Annotated in this window: 17 protein-coding genes; 11 read left to right on the top strand and 6 right to left on the bottom strand. The window is 67.9% G+C overall.

Going from position 1 to position 16,182, the window contains the following annotated elements:
* Positions 1 to 222: 222 nt before the first annotated feature.
* Positions 223 to 594 carry an RNA polymerase-binding protein RbpA gene (locus tag E0H75_RS23890; protein WP_130385606.1) on the top strand — a complete coding sequence of 124 codons (372 nt, stop codon included), beginning with the start codon at positions 223 to 225 and terminating at the stop codon, positions 592 to 594.
* Positions 595 to 648: 54 nt separating this feature from the next.
* Here E0H75_RS23890 and E0H75_RS23885 read toward each other — a convergent pair whose 3' ends face one another.
* Positions 649 to 1,404: a class I SAM-dependent methyltransferase gene (locus tag E0H75_RS23885; RefSeq protein WP_131515856.1), complete on the bottom strand. Its 756-nt coding sequence runs from the start codon at positions 1,402 to 1,404 to the stop codon at positions 649 to 651.
* Between the two features lie 89 nt (positions 1,405 to 1,493).
* Here E0H75_RS23885 and E0H75_RS23880 point away from each other — a divergent pair, with 89 nt between their 5' ends.
* Positions 1,494 to 2,084, top strand: a complete 591-nt coding sequence (locus E0H75_RS23880; RefSeq protein ID WP_131515855.1) for a TetR/AcrR family transcriptional regulator — start codon at positions 1,494 to 1,496, stop codon at positions 2,082 to 2,084.
* Here the strand turns inward: E0H75_RS23880 and E0H75_RS23875 are convergent.
* Entirely contained in the window at positions 2,066 to 3,436 is a 1,371-nt protein-coding gene (locus E0H75_RS23875) for an MFS transporter (RefSeq protein ID WP_131515854.1), read from the bottom strand. The two genes, E0H75_RS23880 and E0H75_RS23875, sit on opposite strands and share 19 nt — an antisense overlap.
* 54 nt (positions 3,437 to 3,490) lie before the next feature.
* A complete protein-coding gene (locus E0H75_RS23870) occupies positions 3,491 to 4,255 on the bottom strand; it encodes a glycerophosphodiester phosphodiesterase family protein (protein WP_202873137.1) in 765 nt (254 codons plus the stop codon).
* Positions 4,256 to 4,281: 26 nt separating this feature from the next.
* Between E0H75_RS23870 and E0H75_RS23865 the strand changes: the two genes are divergently transcribed.
* Positions 4,282 to 5,412, top strand: coding sequence for an aminotransferase class V-fold PLP-dependent enzyme (locus E0H75_RS23865; protein ID WP_238163233.1), 1,131 nt, complete (start codon positions 4,282 to 4,284; stop codon positions 5,410 to 5,412).
* Here E0H75_RS23865 and E0H75_RS23860 read toward each other — a convergent pair.
* A complete protein-coding gene (locus E0H75_RS23860) occupies positions 5,373 to 6,059 on the bottom strand; it encodes a GntR family transcriptional regulator (RefSeq protein WP_131515852.1) in 687 nt (228 codons plus the stop codon). The genes E0H75_RS23865 and E0H75_RS23860 overlap by 40 nt on opposite strands.
* A 90-nt stretch (positions 6,060 to 6,149) precedes the next feature.
* On the opposite strand from E0H75_RS23860, the gene E0H75_RS23855 reads away from it, so the two are divergent.
* The 8 genes from E0H75_RS23855 to E0H75_RS23820 are packed head-to-tail and all read left to right on the top strand — an operon-like array spanning position 6,150 to position 13,638.
* Positions 6,150 to 7,001, top strand: coding sequence for an NAD(P)-dependent oxidoreductase (locus E0H75_RS23855; protein ID WP_131515851.1), 852 nt, complete (start codon positions 6,150 to 6,152; stop codon positions 6,999 to 7,001).
* Positions 6,998 to 7,894, top strand: a complete 897-nt coding sequence (locus E0H75_RS23850) for a carbohydrate ABC transporter permease (RefSeq protein WP_131515850.1) — start codon at positions 6,998 to 7,000, stop codon at positions 7,892 to 7,894. The genes E0H75_RS23855 and E0H75_RS23850 overlap by 4 nt, the downstream gene beginning before the upstream one ends.
* A complete protein-coding gene (locus E0H75_RS23845) occupies positions 7,891 to 8,775 on the top strand; it encodes a carbohydrate ABC transporter permease (protein WP_131515849.1) in 885 nt (294 codons plus the stop codon). The genes E0H75_RS23850 and E0H75_RS23845 overlap by 4 nt, the downstream gene beginning before the upstream one ends.
* Positions 8,776 to 8,791: 16 nt before the next feature.
* Positions 8,792 to 10,132 (top strand): ABC transporter substrate-binding protein, encoded by a 1,341-nt coding sequence (locus tag E0H75_RS23840; RefSeq protein ID WP_131515848.1) that lies wholly within the window; start codon positions 8,792 to 8,794, stop codon positions 10,130 to 10,132.
* Entirely contained in the window at positions 10,132 to 11,295 is a 1,164-nt protein-coding gene (locus E0H75_RS23835; protein ID WP_131515847.1) for a CaiB/BaiF CoA transferase family protein, read from the top strand. The genes E0H75_RS23840 and E0H75_RS23835 overlap by 1 nt, the downstream gene beginning before the upstream one ends.
* Positions 11,292 to 12,059, top strand: a complete 768-nt coding sequence (locus tag E0H75_RS23830) for an enoyl-CoA hydratase (protein ID WP_131515846.1) — start codon at positions 11,292 to 11,294, stop codon at positions 12,057 to 12,059. Before E0H75_RS23835 ends, E0H75_RS23830 begins: the two co-directional genes overlap by 4 nt.
* Entirely contained in the window at positions 12,056 to 12,901 is an 846-nt protein-coding gene (locus E0H75_RS23825) for an amidohydrolase family protein (protein WP_131515845.1), read from the top strand. The genes E0H75_RS23830 and E0H75_RS23825 overlap by 4 nt, the downstream gene beginning before the upstream one ends.
* Complete coding sequence (locus E0H75_RS23820; protein WP_131515844.1) at positions 12,901 to 13,638, top strand: RraA family protein; 738 nt, start codon at positions 12,901 to 12,903, stop codon at positions 13,636 to 13,638. The genes E0H75_RS23825 and E0H75_RS23820 overlap by 1 nt, the downstream gene beginning before the upstream one ends.
* Positions 13,639 to 13,643: 5 nt before the next feature.
* Here the strand turns inward: E0H75_RS23820 and E0H75_RS23815 are convergent, their stop codons facing one another.
* Positions 13,644 to 15,272, bottom strand: a complete 1,629-nt coding sequence (locus tag E0H75_RS23815) for an FAD-dependent oxidoreductase (RefSeq protein ID WP_131515843.1) — start codon at positions 15,270 to 15,272, stop codon at positions 13,644 to 13,646.
* Between the two features lie 37 nt (positions 15,273 to 15,309).
* Entirely contained in the window at positions 15,310 to 16,182 is an 873-nt protein-coding gene (locus E0H75_RS23810; RefSeq protein ID WP_131515842.1) for a carbohydrate ABC transporter permease, read from the bottom strand.

Here is a 16,182-nt window from a genome sequence, read left to right as displayed (position 1 = left end):
AAGGACACTTGCTGAGGAACTGATCCCTGATTCCTGGCAACTGGCTGTGAAGTTCGCGCGTCGTACGACGGACGGTCCGCGACACACCGTGATGTGTGAACGCTCGATGACAGGGCGTCACGACGGCGCTGTCAGGTGCGTACAGATGGCTCGGGCATGCCAAAATGGGAATGATCCGGGCCGGCCGACCGTTGGCACGGATGACGATCTCGGAGGTTTGACATGTCTAATCGCGTACTGCGTGGTTCGGGGCTGGGTGGGGTCAGCTTCGAGGATGACCGTGGTGTTGAGTTCGCTCCTCGCCAGATGATTACGTACGACTGCCCCCGCGGCCACGTGGTCGAGGTCACCATGGCGCACGACGCCGAGGTGCCCGCGATCTGGGAGTGCCCGCACTGCGGCAGCGAGGCTGCCCGTTCGACCGGTGAGAAGCCGGAGCCGAAGCAGGAGAAGCCGGCCCGTACGCACTGGGACATGCTGCGCGAGCGTCGCAGCATCTCCGAGCTGGAGGAGCTCCTCGCCGAGCGGGTCGATCTGCTCCGCAAGGGCGAGATCGGCCCCGCGCACCTGCACCGGACCAAGCGCACCGCCTGAGCAAGACCCGACGGGCCCTCACCGCAACGACGCGGTCAGGGCCCGTTTCTCATGTCACCTGCGGGTCGCGGTCAGTGTCAGCGCGGTGAAGTCCATCTGGAAGCTGCCACCGGCCGCGTCGACCGCAGCGCCGATCCCGGTCAGTAGCTCGTCGAACTTGCTGGGATCGAAATGACTGGCGTCGCCGCCGGTGCGCATCTGCTCGATCCACTCGTCCCGGCTGTACGGGCGGCTCCAGGGGAACTGCCACCGCTCCGGCTCGTCGAACGCGCCGGACTCGCGCATCCCGTCCGCGGCCTTGCCGAGGAAAGCAAGGTACGCCTCCAGCGGGGACGCCGGGACGCGGTGGTACATCGGCCGGTCGGGGAGGACCTCGCGATAGACGGCGGCGAACGCCTCAGCCAGGTCGGACGGGGGCTGGAAGACATTCCAGAACACGGCCAGCCGGCCGCCCGGCGCGAGCACTTCGGCGGCCTTGGCCGCACCGGCGACCGGGTCGATCCAGTGCCAGGTCATGCCGGCGACGACAGCGTCGAACGTCCGGCCGTGCGGATCCCAGGACTCGAACGGCGACACCTCGACCTCAACTCCGGTTCGGCGGGCGAACTCCGCCATCCGCTCGTCCACATCCACGCCGAGCACCTCGCACCCGGCCGCCTGCAGTTGCCGGCTGACGATGCCGGTCCCGCAGCCGACGTCCAGGACGCGGTTGCCCGGACTGGCCTCGACGAGCGTCCGGATCAACGCGTCGGGATACCGCGGCCGGACCCGGTCATAGCGCTCGGCGTCGACGCCGAACGACTCCGCCATCTGGCGCTGCTGATGAGGTTCTGGAGATAGAGTGGGCATGTGCCCACCATAATGGGCGCCTGCCCACTCGCGTCAACGGAAGGGGTGTCATGCCGACGGGTGTGGCCATGCGCGACGTACGGGAGCAGTTGTTCGACGCCGCCGAACGCGTGCTGCTCCGCGACGGGCCGGACGCGTTGACGAGCCGGGCCGTCACCACCGAGGCCGGCTGCGCGAAGGGCGTGCTGCATCGGCACTTCACGGACTTCGACGCGTTCCTGACCGAGCTCGTGCAGGACCGGATCCGTCGGCTCGCCCGCCAGGGCGATCTGCTGCTGGGATGCGTCGGTCGCGGGGCGATCGTCGACAACCTCACCGGCTTCCTGACCGACTTGTTCAGCTCGGTCGCCGTCGCGATCGTCGGGTTGACCATCTCCCGGGACGGACTGCGCGCCAGGCTGCGGTCATCGAGCCCCACCGGGGTACCGATCCTCACCGAGGCTGTCGCCGCGATCGCCGGCTACCTGACAGCCGAGCGCGATCACGGACGACTCGATGCCGGTGCCGATGTCGACACACTGGCCCTGACCCTGATCGGATCCGCGCACATGCTGTTCGCCGACCGGACCGGCACACCGCCGAGTCCCGAGGCGGTGCAGCGGCTGGTCGGGTCCGTCGTACCTCAGACCAGCGTGGGCTGAGTGTTGCCCGCTTCGGTGATGCCGCGGCGCATGTCGACGCGGGAGAGCAGGGCCAGGCCGATGAGAAAGAAGAGGCCGAGGGCAACGATCGCGGGCCGGTAGGAGCCGGTGATCTGATGGACCAGGCCGAAGACCAGGGTGCCCAACCACGACGTACCGCGCTCGCCGGCCTGGTAGAGCGAGAAGTACTCCGCCTCGCGGCCCTTCGGGATCAGCTGGCTGAACGCGGACCGGGACAGCGCCTGGGTCCCGCCGAGGACGATGCCGATCGCGACGCCCATCGCCAGGAACGGCGCGATCTGCTCGGCCGGGAGCAGGAAGCCGGCGATCACGATCAGCATCCAGACCACCAGCCCGCCCATGATCGTGAGCTTGGTCCCGAACCGGCGGGCGAACCGCCCGAATGCGAGCGCCCCGAAGAACGCGACGAACTGCACCAGCAGGATCGTTGCGATCAGCACCTGGGTCTCGAACCCGAGCTGCTTCTCGCCGTACGTCGACGACACCGAGATGACCGTCTGGATCCCGTCGTTGAAGAACAGGTACGCGATCAGGAACAGCAACGTCACCGGGTAGGTGCGCATGTGCTTGAGCGTCGCCGACAGCTGACCGAAACTCTGACGGACGATGTTGCCGCGCACGGGCTCGACCAGAACCGGTGGCCGGTTCCGCAGTTTGGTGAACGGGATGAACGTGAACGCGCCCCACCACAGGCCGGCGCTGAGCAGACTGAGCCGGACCGCCGTCCCTTGGCTCAGGCCCAGCGCGTCATGGGCGGTGACGACGGCGAGGTTGATCGCGAGCAGGATGAAGCCGCCGAGGTAGCCGAACGCCCATGCGCGCGACGAGACATCGTCCCGCTCGTCCGGCCCGGCGATGTCGATCAGGATCGAGTCGTACACGACCAGGGAGGACCCCAGGCACAGGTTGCCGATCAGCAGCAGGAGCGCCCCGAGCTCCCAGCGACCGCCGCCGACGAACACCATGCAGCAGGCCGCAAGCGCGCCGGTCCAGGCGAACCCGCACATCAGCAGTTTCTTCCGGGCCATCCGGTCCGCGATCGCGCCGACCACGGGCAGGAACAGCGCCGACACCAGCGTCGCGACCGTGACCACGTAGAAGGCCAGCGAACCGGGGGACAGGCCCAGCCCCAGCACGTCGAGGTTGGTGTGGCACGGCTTGTCCGTGGTCCCGACGTACCCGCAGGCGGCGGTCTCGGCGACAGAGGTCAGGTACGGCGCGAACAGCACCGTGCCGACGGTGGTGACATAGCCGGAGTTGGCCCAGTCGTAGAGGCTGAACCCCCAGTACTCCCGCTTGTCGACCGCCGCCGGGGCGGAGAGAAGTCCCATGCGCAGGAGTGTCGCAGGTTCGGGGGATGAAGCGGCGTACCCGCGGATAACACTTCAGTGGCCGATTTGCTGCCACTGTCCGCGCTCGATCAGCACGTCCCGGAGGACGTCGGTGCGGTCGGTGATGATGCCGTCGATCCCGGCGTCGAGCAGGCGCCGCATGTCGGCCGGATCGTCGACCGTCCAGACGTGCACCTGCTTGCCCAGGGCATGGGCTCGCCGGATCAGGCCGGGAGTGAGGACGCGAAGCGGACCGTACTGCTGCGGGATCTGCAGACAGGCGCCGCGTGACTTCAGTGGGATCGGCAGGAAGCGGATCAGCGCGGTCTCCCAGTCGCCGTACCCCGTGCACAACCGTGGCCCGAGCTCCCGCCGGATCCGGCGGACCCGGTACTGCGAGAACGACGAGACGCAGACCCGGTCGATCGCGTTCGCCGAGCGCAGTACCTCGGCGGCCGGGTGCAGCCCGTTCTCGGCCTTGATGTCGAGGTTGAACCGGATCTCCGGAAGGTGTTCGAGCAGTTCGTCCAGCCGGGGGATCGGCTCGTGACCGTTGATCCTGGCCTTGCTCACCTCCGACCAGGGCAGCTCCGCGACCACGCCGGTCCGGTCGGTGACCCGGTCGAGCTTGCTGTCGTGGAACGCGATCACCACCCCGTCGCTGGTGGCGTGCAGGTCGGTCTCCAAGTACCGGTAGCCCAGTCCCACCGCGTGCTCGAAGGCGCGCAGCGAGTTCTCGTAGCCGATGTTGTCCGGGTGCCTTGCGCCGCCACGGTGGGCCATTGCGATCGGCCCGTCGTGGTCGAGGTAGGGGTACACGACAGGAAGTATGTACCGTTTGCGTGGTGACGCTACTCAGCCCCCGCCCCGACCTGTGGACCCTCGACCCCGGCGTACTGCACCTGAACCACGGTTCGTACGGCGCCGTGCCGCGACGTACCCAGGAACTGATGGCCGCCCTGCGGACCGAGACCGAGGCCAACCCGATGGCGTGGTTCCGCTCGGTGGCGGACCAACTGACCACGAGCCGTCTCGAGTTGGCGTCGTACCTGCGGACCGACCCGGCCGGCTTCGCCCTGGTCCCGAACGCCAGCGCCGGGGTGACCGTCGCGCTCGCGACTCTGCCGATCCCATCCGGCAGCCGGATCGTGCTGACCAACCACGCGTACGGCGCGGTCCGGTACGCCGCCGAGCGGTTCGCGAAGGCCAAAGGGGCCAAGGTGGTGGTGGTCGACGTACCGCTCGAGGCTGACGACGAGACGGTGGTGTCGCTGATCGCTCCGAGGCTGGACCAGGCGTCCGTGCTCATCGTGGACCAGATCAGCTCGGCGACTGCGATGGTGTTCCCGATCGGGGACCTGGTCGCGCTCTGCCGCGAGCACGACGTGGCGATCGTGGTCGACGGCGCGCACGCGCCGGCCCTCATCGACGCGCCGGCCGCCGACGGCGCCGACTTCTGGACCGGCAACTTCCACAAGTGGCCGGCCTCGCCGCGCGCGACCGCGGGCCTCGTGGTCGCCGAGAAGTGGCGGACGGAGACACTGCCGCTGATCGTGTCCTGGTCGGAGTACGACGAGCGGCTGCCGGAGCGCTTCGACATGCAGGGCACGTACGACTACGTCCCATGGATCGCGGCGCCCGAGTCACTGCGGGTGCTGGACGAACTCGACTGGCCGGTACGACGCACGCAGCTGAGCAACCTGATCGACGAGGGCGCCCGCATCATCGCGAAGGCCCTCGCGACCGGCGTCGCCGAGGTCACGCGTCCCGCGGCGACGATGCGGCTGGTCGAACTGCCGTCATCCGTCGACCTGACCGCCGCGGAGGCATTCAAGGTCCGGGTGTCCCGTGAGCTGAAGGCCGAGATCACGATGACCGGCTTCGACGGCCGCGGCTTCATCCGGCTGTCCGCTCACGCCTACAACTCGCTCGAGGACTACAAGTCCCTCGCGGAGCGGCTGCCTGCGTTGCTCTGAAGATCGCTGAACGACCGCTCGCCGTGCACGGCCAACTCGGCCAGTACGGCGGCGGGGTCGCCGGCTTCGACGAGCTCGAGCAAGGTCCGGTGCCGGCCCACGTGCTCGTGAAGGTCCTCGTAGAAGTGCTCGCGAGCGTAGAGGTTGCGCGCCATGCAGAGGAGCAGTTGCTGCTGCACTGACGCGTACGCCTCCTCGAGCCGCCGGTGTCCGGCGAGAGCGATCAGCGAGGCGTGGAAGCGGTAGCCGGCCTGGACCAGGTTGCCGCGGTCCTCGGCGTCCGCGCAGCGCTCCATCTCGGCCAGCGCCTCCTGCGCGTCCTTGAGCCGGTCGGGGAACCGCACCGGCACGCCCAGCTCGATGGCGAGTCGCTCCAGTGCAGTGCGCAGCGTCAGGATCTCGAACACGTCCTGATCCGTCAGGGTCGCCACCGTCGACCCGCGGCGCGGACGGGTGACGATCAGGCCTTCCTGCTCGAGCACGCGCAACGCCTCGCGCAGGGGAGGGCGGCTGATGCCCAACTGCTCAGTCAGCCGTTCCTCGATCAGCCGCTCACCCTCGGCCAACTCACCGGCCAGAATCATCCGCCGGATCGCATCGGCCGCGAGCTGAACCAAACTCGGAGACCGCAACCGCTGCTCTGTCATGACTCATTCTCACCTGCGATCTTGTCAGCGTCGACTATCTATTGTAGACAATAGTTCATAGACGATCTGGTCGTTGACCTGGAGGCGTCCGTGACCGATGACATCGATCGAACCTCGCCCGTGGGCTTCGCCGGGCTCGGCAATCTCGGCCATCCGATGGCGCAGGCGCTGCTGCGCGACGGGTGGCGGCTCACGGTGTACGACCGCGACGAGAGGCGTACCGAGGGGCTGGATGCCGAGATCGCGGCTGGGCCTGCGGACCTGGCGGGCTGCCGGGTGATCGGCCTCGCCGTGCCGGACGACCAGGCGGTGACCGAACTCATCGACTCATTGGCGCCGGTCCTCGAGACCGACTCGGTCGTTCTGGTGCACAGCACGATCCTGCCCGCGACCGCGAAACGCCTTGCACAGAAGGCGGAATCGCATCAGATCGGGCTGCTCGACGTACCCGTGAGCGGGGGAGCGGAGCGGGCGCTGTCCGGTTCGCTGACCGTGATGGCGGGCGGTCGGGTTGAGGTTCTGGATCGCGTCCGGCCGGTGCTCGACTCGGTGGCAGAAACGGTGCTGCACGTGGGGCCGGCGGGTGCTGGTGCCGCGGTGAAGTTGGCGAACCAGTTGATGATGTTCTCCGCGCTCGCCGGCGTGCATGAGGCGCTCGAGTTGGCCGCGGCGTACGACGTACCGGAGCAGACGGTGCTGGACGCCGTGTCGACCAGCACGGGCGAGTCGTGGATCACGCGGAACTGGGGCTTCTTCGACCGGGTCGCGGCGGCGTACGACGCGGGCGGTACGCCGGTGCGGGACCGGCCGTGGGCGAAGGACCTCTGGGACGTCGTCGCCGCGGCGCGCGACTGTGATGTGCAGGTCCCGGTGGCCGGTCTGCTCGCACAGCACCTGGCGGAGCGGGTCGAGGCGCACGCACGGAAGGGACCGGCCTCGTGAAGAGCTCCCGCACCGGCCGCGAAGGTCTGACCGCCTACCTGTTCCTGAGCCCCTGGCTGATCGGCATCGTGCTGCTCACCCTCGGCCCGATGCTGTACTCCGCCTACCTCGCCTTCACCAGCTACGACCTGCTCAGTCCGCCGCGCTGGATCGGGCTGGACAACTTCCGGCGCATGTTCACCGCCGATCCCCGCTATCTCTCATCGGTCCGCGTGACCCTGGTGTACGTCGTCGTATCCGTCCCCCTGCTCCTCGTCCTCTCGATGGTGCTGGCGCTCCTGCTGAACAAGGGGATCCGGTTCCTGTCCGGCTACCGCGCGCTGTTCTACCTGCCGTCGCTGATGGGTGCGAGTGTCGCGATCGCGGTGCTGTGGCGGCAGATCTTCGGCGGTACCGGCCTGGTGAATCAGGTGCTCAGCCTGTTCGGGATCACCCGCGGCAGCTGGGTCGGGAGTCCGGGTACGGCGTTGTGGACAATCGTCACGCTGAACCTGTGGGCGTTCGGCGCGACGATGATCATCTTCCTGGCCGGCCTTCGGCAGGTCCCCGTGGAGCTGCATGAGGCGGCCGCGGTCGACGGAGCCGGACCGATCCGCCGGTTCTTCAGCGTCACGCTGCCGTTGATGACGCCGCTGATCTTCTTCAACCTGCTGCTCGACACGATCCACGCGTTCCAGGCGTTCACCGGCGCGTTCGTCGTCAGCCGTGGGTCCGGCGGCCCGGCCGACTCGACCTTGTTCTACACGCTCTACCTGTACCAACAGGGATTCGCCGAGCTGAAGATGGGCTACGCCTCCGCCATGGCCTGGACCTTGGTGATCGTGCTCGCGGCCTTCACCGGCTTCCTGTTCCTCACCGCGAAGCGCTGGGTCTACTACGGAGACGAACGATGACGAGCGTGTCGATCCCCACCCGCCGCGCCCTGCTCGGCCGGCGTCGTACCACCAACCCGTTCGTCATCGGGCTGATCCGGCACGCGTTCCTGATCGCCGTGCTCGTGGTGATGCTGTACCCGGTGGTGTGGATGGTCGCGGCGTCGTTCCGGCCGTCGGCGGAGGTGATGAACAGCCTCGGCCTGTTCAGCCGGCACTACACGCTGGACAACTACAAGCACGGCTGGTCCGCGGGTCAGCTCGACTTCTCCCGCTACTTCCTGAACTCGATCGCGATCACCGCGCTGTCGATTGCCGGCAATCTGTTCGCCTGCTCGCTGACGGCGTACGCGTTCGCCCGGCTGGAGTTCCCGTTGAAGCGGGTGCTGTTCGGGTTGCTGCTCGCGACCATGCTGCTGCCGTACCACGTCACGCTCGTCCCGCAGTACATCTTGTTCAACGAGCTGGCCTGGATGAACACCTACCTGCCGCTGGTGGTGCCGAAGTGGCTCGGCGTGGAGGCGTTCTTCATCTTCCTGATGGTCCAGTTCATCCGCACCCTGCCGCGGGAGCTCGACGACGCCGCCCGGATCGACGGGTGCGGTCACTGGCGGACGTTCATCCGGATCATCATGCCGCTGTCGCTGCCCGCACTCGGCACCACCGCCCTGTTCACCTTCATCAACAGCTGGAACGACTTCCTCGGTCCGCTGCTCTACCTGAACCGGCCCGAGCTGTGGACCGTCTCGCTCGGCCTGAACTCCTTCCTCGACGTCACCGGGGAATCGGCGTACGGCTCGCTGTTCGCCATGTCCACCCTCGCGCTGGCACCGATCGTCGGCTTCTTCCTGGGCGCACAGAAGCTGCTGATCGAGGGCGTCGCGACCACCGGCCTCAAGTAACCCTGTGGAGATCCTGATGAGAAGACGAATCGGTACGACGGCGCTGGCCTGCGCGACCCTGTTGGTGTTTGCCGGATGCAACGGAACCTCGGTGACCAACGACAACGCGGGCGGTGGCTCAGACGGCAAGGACGGCAAGGGCGAGGTCACCGGCAAGCTGCAGCTCACCTTCTGGGGTGGCGCGGCCCGCGCCCAGAAGACGAACGCGGTCGCCGACATGTTCGTGAAGGAGCACTCGGGCGTCACCATCGACCGGCAGAACGCGGACTTCGGCAACTACTTCAACAAGCTGAACATCCAGGCGTCGAGCCACACCCTGCCCTGTGTCATGCAGCTCCAGGGCCGTCAGCTGAACGACTACACCAAGCGCAAGGTGCTGCTCCCGCTGGACCCGATGATCGAGTCCGGCGCGATCAAGGTCGACGACATCCCGAAGGAGATCGTCGACACCGGCCGCGGCCCGGACGGCAAGCTCTACTTCCTCCCGTATGGCGCGGCGTACGACGCTGTTGGCGTGAACCAGACCATGGCCGAGCAGGCGGGTGTCGGGCTACCACCCGACGGCTACGACTGGACGCAGTACACGGAGTGGATCACCAAGGCGTCGGCGAAGCTGCCGAAGGGGACATTCGCGGCCGGGTCGCGTGGCGGGCTGCCGAACTTCTTCATCGCCTACCAACTGGCCAACGGCAAGCAGTTGTTCACCGACGACGGCAAGCTCGGCTTCACCAAGGAGTCGCTGGTCGAGTACTGGAACATGTGGGAGAAGCTCCGCACGGCCGGTACGACGATGGGCGCGGACGCCCAGGCGGATGAGCCGGAGGGCGCCGAGCAAGGCTTCATTGCTCAGGGCAAGCTCCTCACCGACAGCATTCCCGGCAACGCCCTGACCCCCGCCTCTGCGACGCTGGCCAGCAAGCCTGGCGAGCAGAAGCTGACCACGCTGCCGATGCCGTCCGGCCCGTCCGGCGGCGGGAACGCGATGTTCACCTCCGGTTTCGCGATCCCGACGAACTGCGACAACATCCCGACCGCGGCGGCGTTCATCGACTTCTTCACCAACAACCCCGAGGCCGGCGCGGCGTTCAAGTCCGACAACGGCGCGGCGACGAACCAGAAGGTGCTGCAGGCGCAGGTCGACGACCCGAAGCTGGCGCCGCTGAAGAAGCACGAACTGGAGCTGTACCAGCAGATCGTGGCGAAGAAACCGCCGACGATCCTCTACCCGCCGGGCTACCAGGCGACGTTCGAGTCGGCATTCACTCGTGCGTACGAGGAGGTTGCCTTCGGCAAGAAGAGTGTGCAGCAGGCGGCCGACTCGTTCTTCACCGAGGCGAATGCGGGGCTGGGCGGCTGATGACCGACACGACGGGGGACGGTGCCGGCGCGCTGGACGGCTTGCGGGTGCTGGACCTCACCCAGGTGATGGCCGGACCGTTCTGCACGATGCTGCTGGCGGATCTCGGCGCGGACGTGATCAAGATCGAGAACCCGCGGACAGGCGACCAGACCAGGCGGTCCTGGGGCTATCCCGTCCACGGCGAGGACAGTCGTGCGTTCCTCGCCTTGAATCGGAACAAGCGCAGTGTCTGCCTGGACCTGAAGGAGCCGGACGACCTGTCGGCGTTCCGCCGGCTGGTGGAGTCGGCCGACGTGGTCGTGGAGAACTTCCGTCCCGGCGTCACGCGCCGGCTCGGAGTCGACTACGACACGCTGGCCGCGATCAATCCGCGGCTGATCTACGCCAGTGTCTCCGGCTTCGGCCAGACGGGCCCGTACGCCGACCGGCCCGGTTACGACCTGATTGCTCAGGCGATGTCCGGAGTCATGAGCATCACCGGCACTTCGGACGGCACACCGGTCAAGTGCGGCCTGCCGGTCGGTGACCTCGGCGCCGGGATGTTCTGCGCGCTCGGCATCGTGGCCGCCGTCCACGCTCGGGAGAGGACAGGGGAGGGGCAGTACGTCGAGACGTCGCTCTTCGAGGCCGCGCTGGCCATGTCGGTGTGGGAGTCAACGGAGTACTGGGCCACCGGACAGGTACCGCAGCCGCTGGGCTCGGCGAATCGGATGTCGGCGCCGTACCAGGCACTGCGGACGAAGGACGGGTACGTGACGCTGGGTGCGAACAATGAGCGCCTCTGGCAACGACTGTGCGCAGCCCTCGAGGCGACGGATCTCGAGGCGGACCCGCGCTTCGTCTCCAACACCGATCGGATGGCGCACCGCGACGAACTGGCCGCGGAGCTCGAGGAACGGCTGGCCTCCGGAACGACCGACGAATGGGTGGCCCTGCTGCTCGATGCCGGTGTACCGGCTGGACCGATTCGGGACTATCGGCAGGTGCTGGACGAGGATCCCCACGTCAAAGCGCGTGGCATGGTGCAGGAGGTGGACCACCCCGTCGAGGGACGGGTCCGGGTTCTCGGGTCGCCGGTCCGGATGAGTGGGACGCCGGCCCGGATCCGGCGGCATCCACCCCTGCTCGGCGAGCACACGGAGGAGGTCCTCGGCGAATGAGTTCGCTGGAGGTCGAACGCGACGGCGCGATCCTGCGCTTGACGCTGTCGAACCCGGGCCGCCGCAACGCGATCACCTGGCCGATGTACGACGCTCTGGAGCAGGTCGAGTCGACCGTCGACGGCGATCGCGGCATCCGGGTGGTGGTACTGCGGGGCGCCGGTGGCGAGGCGTTCGCGGCCGGAACGGACATCCGGCAGTTCACCGACTTCACCACCGGCGAGCAAGGGGTGGAGTACGAGCACCGCGTCGGTCGCGTGCTCGGGTCACTGCTGCGGATCCGGGTCCCTGTCGTCGCGGTGGTCGAAGGTCCCGCGGTCGGAGCCGGGCTGGCGCTGGCCGCATGCAGTGACCTCGTCGTCGCCACACCGGACGCGGTGTTCGGCGCACCGGTCGCCCGGACGCTCGGCAACACGCTGCCGCCGGTCGTTCTGGCGCGGCTGTGCCAGCGGCTCGGCGCAGGTCGGACGATGGCGATGGTGCTCACCGCCCGGTTGCTCTCGGCAACGGAGGTGGACGGCTTCGTCACGGAGGTGGTCGAGCGTGAGCAGCTGACGGCCCGGGTCGACGAGCTGTTGGAGCGGATCTGCTCCAACGCACCGCTGACGCTCGCGGCTCTGAAGGAGATCGAGCGGCGCGTCCTTCGCGACGGCGCGGCCGCGGAGGCGGACGACGTACTGGCAGCCGTGTACGCGAGCCGGGACTTCCAGGCGGGTGTGGCCGGCTTCCTCAACCACGAACGCGTCGAGTGGGAGGGACGATGACAGTCATCGACGCGCACCACCACTTCTGGCGAGTGGCGGCGCAGGATCAGCCCTGGCGCGACGACCGGCACGACGCGATCGCGCGCGACTACACCCCCGACGACTTCGCCACCGAGCTCGCCGCGGCCGGGGTCAAGCAGACGGTCCTGATCCAGTCGGTTGACGAACCCGCCGAGAACGACCGACTAGTGCGTTATGCCGCCGAGGCGCCGTACGTCGGAGCGGTCGTTGGCTGGCTGCCGCTGTCTGATCCGGTTGCCGCTCGCGCGGAGTGGAAGCGCAGCGGGGACGGCTTCCATGGAGTGCGATGTCTTGTCGGGCGGGACCGCCTGGACTGGTTGAGCCGGCCGGAGACGGTCGAGTTGTTCACAGATCTGGCCGCGGCTGGGGTGAGCTGGGACGTCGTACCGGTGACTGCTGAGCAGACCGCCGCGGTGATCGGTCTCGCCGAGGCAGTGCCGGACTTGCGGATCATTGTCGACCATCTCGGCAGACCGCCGATCGACAGCGGCGGGTGGGAGCCGTGGGCGACTCAACTCGCTCAGCTCGCCGCTTCACCGCAGGTCGCGCTGAAGGTGTCACTCGGGATCGACCTGCTCACCGCCTTACCCAAGTGGCCCGGCGAGGTCGATCGCTACGTCGCCTGGGCGGCCGAGTGCTTCGGCGCCGATCGGCTCATGCTCGCCAGCAACTGGCCGGTCGTCCTGCTGCGGGCGTCGTACCAGGAGGCCTGGTCGGCGCTCCGCTCGGCCGTCGAACGAAGCCTCACCACTCCCGACGAACTCGCGGCCGTGCTCGGAGGCACCGCCGCTCACAACTACCGAACGAAAGGTCAGCCCTGATGACAGAGACTGCCAAGCCGAACGACCTGTCCAGCCTCTACAAGCACCTGCGGGTGGTGGATGTCGCCGACGCGCTCGACGGCATCGGGTACTTCGACATCGGGCTGATGTCGCCCGAGGTCCGGCCGCTGTGGCTCGGGATGAAGTTCTGGGGCCGCGCCGCGACCATCCGCGCGGTCCCGTCGAACCGGCCGATGTGGAAGCTGGAGAGCACCCAGGACATCGTCGAGGCGCACCGGATCTGGTTCGAGGAGACCGGCAACGTGAGACTGCCCGGCGACCTGGAGCCCGGGCACGTCGTGGTGATGGATGCCGGCGGCGGCAAGGAGGTCGGGTTCTGGGGTTCGGAGAACGGGATGGGCGCGGTCAAGGCCGGCGCGGCCGGGATCGTCACCGACGGGTACTGCCGCGACACCGCCGAGATCGTTGCCCAGCGCACCCCGATCTGTTCGCGGGCCCGGGGCCGCACGATCATCCCCGGCCGGATCAAGGTCGTCGAGACGCAGACCACCGTCGCCTGTGGCGGCACGCAGGTGAGCCCCGGTGACATGGTCGGCTGCGACGACGACGGCGTCATCGTGGTCCCGGCCGAGGTCGCCGACGAGGTAGCGGTCCACGCCCGCGCGATCCTCCTGGCCGACATGCGCGCCCGCCGCAAGCACTACGAAGCCCTCGGCATCAAGCCAGACACGTCAGTCGACTACGAGGCAGTCGAGGCGTACTACGCCAGCGTGTAACGCAGTCAGTGGATCGGTGTTGCCCCTCTGGTCCGGACGTCGTCCGGCCAACGAAGGGGGACACCGACACTGGACAGCACGCGCTGGAAATCGGTGAGTTTGCGCTCGTCCGCCCGGACCGCGCGAGGGATGTCGCCGGTGTGAACACAGTGCTCGGCCAGAGCACCACTGACTTCGCCGATGTTCCACTCGACCGGGTGGAGGCGGTAGCAGCCGTTCGTGACGTGCGTCGTACCGATGTTCTTCGCGGCCGGAAGGAGGTTGTCGACGCGGACCGGGAGCAGCGCACCGAGCGGGATCTGGAACGGCCAGGTCGCCAGGTCGATGTACGTGCGTGGGCCGCCCGGTCCACCGGTGCTCGGGTGGAGGTCGAGCCGGTAGTGGCCGATCCCCACTGAGTCGTGGAAGTCTTCAGCGCCACGTAGGTCGCCGCGGGCCGTCACGCTGATGTGCTGCTCGGTCACCGTCGTCTCGGCGCGGATCCGCCGCGCCTCGCGCACGTACGGGTACAGCGCGAGGCCGTCGGGTCCGTCGCCGGTGAGGTCACTACGCAACCGGAGGCCTCGATAGCCGACGCCGCCGTCGAGCCGCGGCGCCTCGGTCTGCATCCAGTACAGATACGACAGGCTGAGCTGGCGTGCCCGTTCCTCGTGTGTACGCCGCTCGTCCGCACTGACCCCGGTCAGTGGTCCGAGCCAGTAGTCGATGGCCGGCCAGTTCACCAGGGTGACGTCGCGGATCCCCGAGTCTGGCGTGAAGTTGGCGTGATCGAGGATCCGACGGAAATGCCACAGGTCGCAGCCGTCGCGACCGGGGTAGTGCGGCGGATCCTGGAAGATCGGCCGGTGGTGCGGGCTGAGCGAGTCGGGGAAGACCTCCCACCAGGACAGCTGCTTGTCCGGCCAGAAGTCTGCCTTGTAAGCGTTCCAGAAGTCGTACTCCGCCGGCCGATCGATCGTGTGGTCCTCGCCCGGCCGGTGCTCGAGCGCGAAGCAGACACTGAACGCCTGCTGGTCGAGTGGCTGTGCCGGTCCGTCCAGAGCGTGCGGCTCGCCGGTGTCGGCCGCGCTCTCCGACCCGATCACATGCTCGACGCCACCGAGCTCGAGCAGGTCGCCGAGCTCGGTGGCGTCGATGAAGACGCTGCCGGTGAGCGTGATCTCGGCGCCGGTCTGGTTGTTGCGTACGGCCACCGCTTCGAGCCTGTCGCCGCCCACGGCGACCTGGACGGGCTCGTGCTCCAGCAGCAGCCGCAAGCGCCCCGACGCGATCGGGCTCGCGAGCAGGTCCGACAGTACGGCGTGGGCGGCCCGCGGCTCGTGGCACAGCCGGCTGACCCTTCCGTTCCCCGGATTCAGGAACGGATCCGTCGCCGCGTCGAGCGTCAACGGGTAGTTGCGGCGGTAGTGATCCCGGATCCGGCGGCGGAGACGCCGGTAGCTCGCCGTCGCGCCGAAGTCCTCGATCCATTCGTTCTCGTCCGGTGGCACGGCCTGCGCGGTGAGCTGGCCACCGATCCACCGGGTCTGCTCGGTCAGTACGACGCTGCAACCCCGCCGTACCGCGGTGAGCGCGGCAGCGGTTCCACCGAGCCCGCCACCCACGATGACGACGTCGGCCTGGATCTCGGTCATGGGGTCCTTTCGATCGGCATGATGGTCGGCCTGGTGGTCAGCCCTTGATCCCGCCGTCGGCGAGGCCGCTGATGAAAGCTCGCTGGTTGAAGGCGAAGACCACGAGCACCGGCACAGTGACCAGCACTGCGCCCGCCAGCACCGGTCCGTATTGCACGTTCCCGCTGGTGAGGAACTTCGCCAGCGCGAGTTGCACGGTGTTCATCGAGTCCGTGTTGGTGATCACCAGTGGCCAGAGGAAGTCGTCCCAGATCCCGGTGAAGGCGAAGACTCCGAGGGTGGCGATCAAGGGCTTGGCCAGCGGGAGGTAGATCTGGAAGAAGATCCGCAGTTCACCGGCACCGTCGGTCCGGGCCGCTTCGGCCAGTTCGTCGGGGAACTCCAGGAAGTACTGCCTGGACAGGAAGATGTTGAGCGGCGTGACCAGGTACGGCAGCGCCAGTCCGCCGATGCTGTTCAGCAGGCCGAAGCCACCGACGCCGAGAAGGTCGTTGCCGCCGGCCAACGGGATGCCCTTGGTGATCAGGAACAGCGGGATCAGCGTCACCGAGACCGGGATCATCGCCGTCGAGATCAGCACCCCGAAGACGATGGTGTCGCCGCGGAACCGCAGCTTGGCGAAGGCGTAGCCTGCCATGCTGGCGAACAGGCAGTTCGACACCACCACGATGACCGCTACCGCCGAGCTGTTCAGCATGGCGCGTCCCAGGCCACCGCTGGTCAGCGCCGTGACGAAGTTGGCCGTGGTGGGGGACTCCGGGATCAGGTTGCTCGCACTGAACGCCTGATCGGCCGAGGTGAACGCGAGCGACACCATCCAGATGAACGGCGTCAGCACGACCAGCGTCGCCACGGCCAGCGGCAGCAGCGTGACCAGACTGTGGGTGTGAGCCTTGCTCGAGTGAGCCAT

Source organism: Kribbella capetownensis (assembly GCF_004331485.1).
In the GTDB taxonomy this organism is placed as follows: domain Bacteria; phylum Actinomycetota; class Actinomycetes; order Propionibacteriales; family Kribbellaceae; genus Kribbella; species Kribbella capetownensis.
The sequence above is the reverse complement of the archived record's forward strand: the minus strand, read 5'-3'. Positions and strand labels throughout refer to the sequence as shown.

What these genes read in the sequence shown, in the direction of transcription:
- E0H75_RS23860 (WP_131515852.1), bottom strand. Translation starts at nt 6,059, where the DNA reads ATGACAGAGCAGCGGTTGCGGTCTCCGAGTTTGGTTCAGCTCGCGGCC.
- E0H75_RS23890 (WP_130385606.1), top strand. Translation starts at nt 223, where the DNA reads ATGTCTAATCGCGTACTGCGTGGTTCGGGGCTGGGTGGGGTCAGCTTC.
- E0H75_RS23885 (WP_131515856.1), bottom strand. Translation starts at nt 1,404, where the DNA reads ATGGCGGAGTCGTTCGGCGTCGACGCCGAGCGCTATGACCGGGTCCGG.
- E0H75_RS23845 (WP_131515849.1), top strand. Translation starts at nt 7,891, where the DNA reads ATGACGAGCGTGTCGATCCCCACCCGCCGCGCCCTGCTCGGCCGGCGT.
- E0H75_RS23810 (WP_131515842.1), bottom strand. Translation starts at nt 16,182, where the DNA reads ATGGCTCACTCGAGCAAGGCTCACACCCACAGTCTGGTCACGCTGCTG.
- E0H75_RS23835 (WP_131515847.1), top strand. Translation starts at nt 10,132, where the DNA reads ATGACCGACACGACGGGGGACGGTGCCGGCGCGCTGGACGGCTTGCGG.
- E0H75_RS23820 (WP_131515844.1), top strand. Translation starts at nt 12,901, where the DNA reads ATGACAGAGACTGCCAAGCCGAACGACCTGTCCAGCCTCTACAAGCAC.
- E0H75_RS23825 (WP_131515845.1), top strand. Translation starts at nt 12,056, where the DNA reads ATGACAGTCATCGACGCGCACCACCACTTCTGGCGAGTGGCGGCGCAG.
- E0H75_RS23880 (WP_131515855.1), top strand. Translation starts at nt 1,494, where the DNA reads ATGCCGACGGGTGTGGCCATGCGCGACGTACGGGAGCAGTTGTTCGAC.
- E0H75_RS23875 (WP_131515854.1), bottom strand. Translation starts at nt 3,436, where the DNA reads ATGGGACTTCTCTCCGCCCCGGCGGCGGTCGACAAGCGGGAGTACTGG.
- E0H75_RS23815 (WP_131515843.1), bottom strand. Translation starts at nt 15,272, where the DNA reads ATGACCGAGATCCAGGCCGACGTCGTCATCGTGGGTGGCGGGCTCGGT.
- E0H75_RS23840 (WP_131515848.1), top strand. Translation starts at nt 8,792, where the DNA reads ATGAGAAGACGAATCGGTACGACGGCGCTGGCCTGCGCGACCCTGTTG.
- E0H75_RS23830 (WP_131515846.1), top strand. Translation starts at nt 11,292, where the DNA reads ATGAGTTCGCTGGAGGTCGAACGCGACGGCGCGATCCTGCGCTTGACG.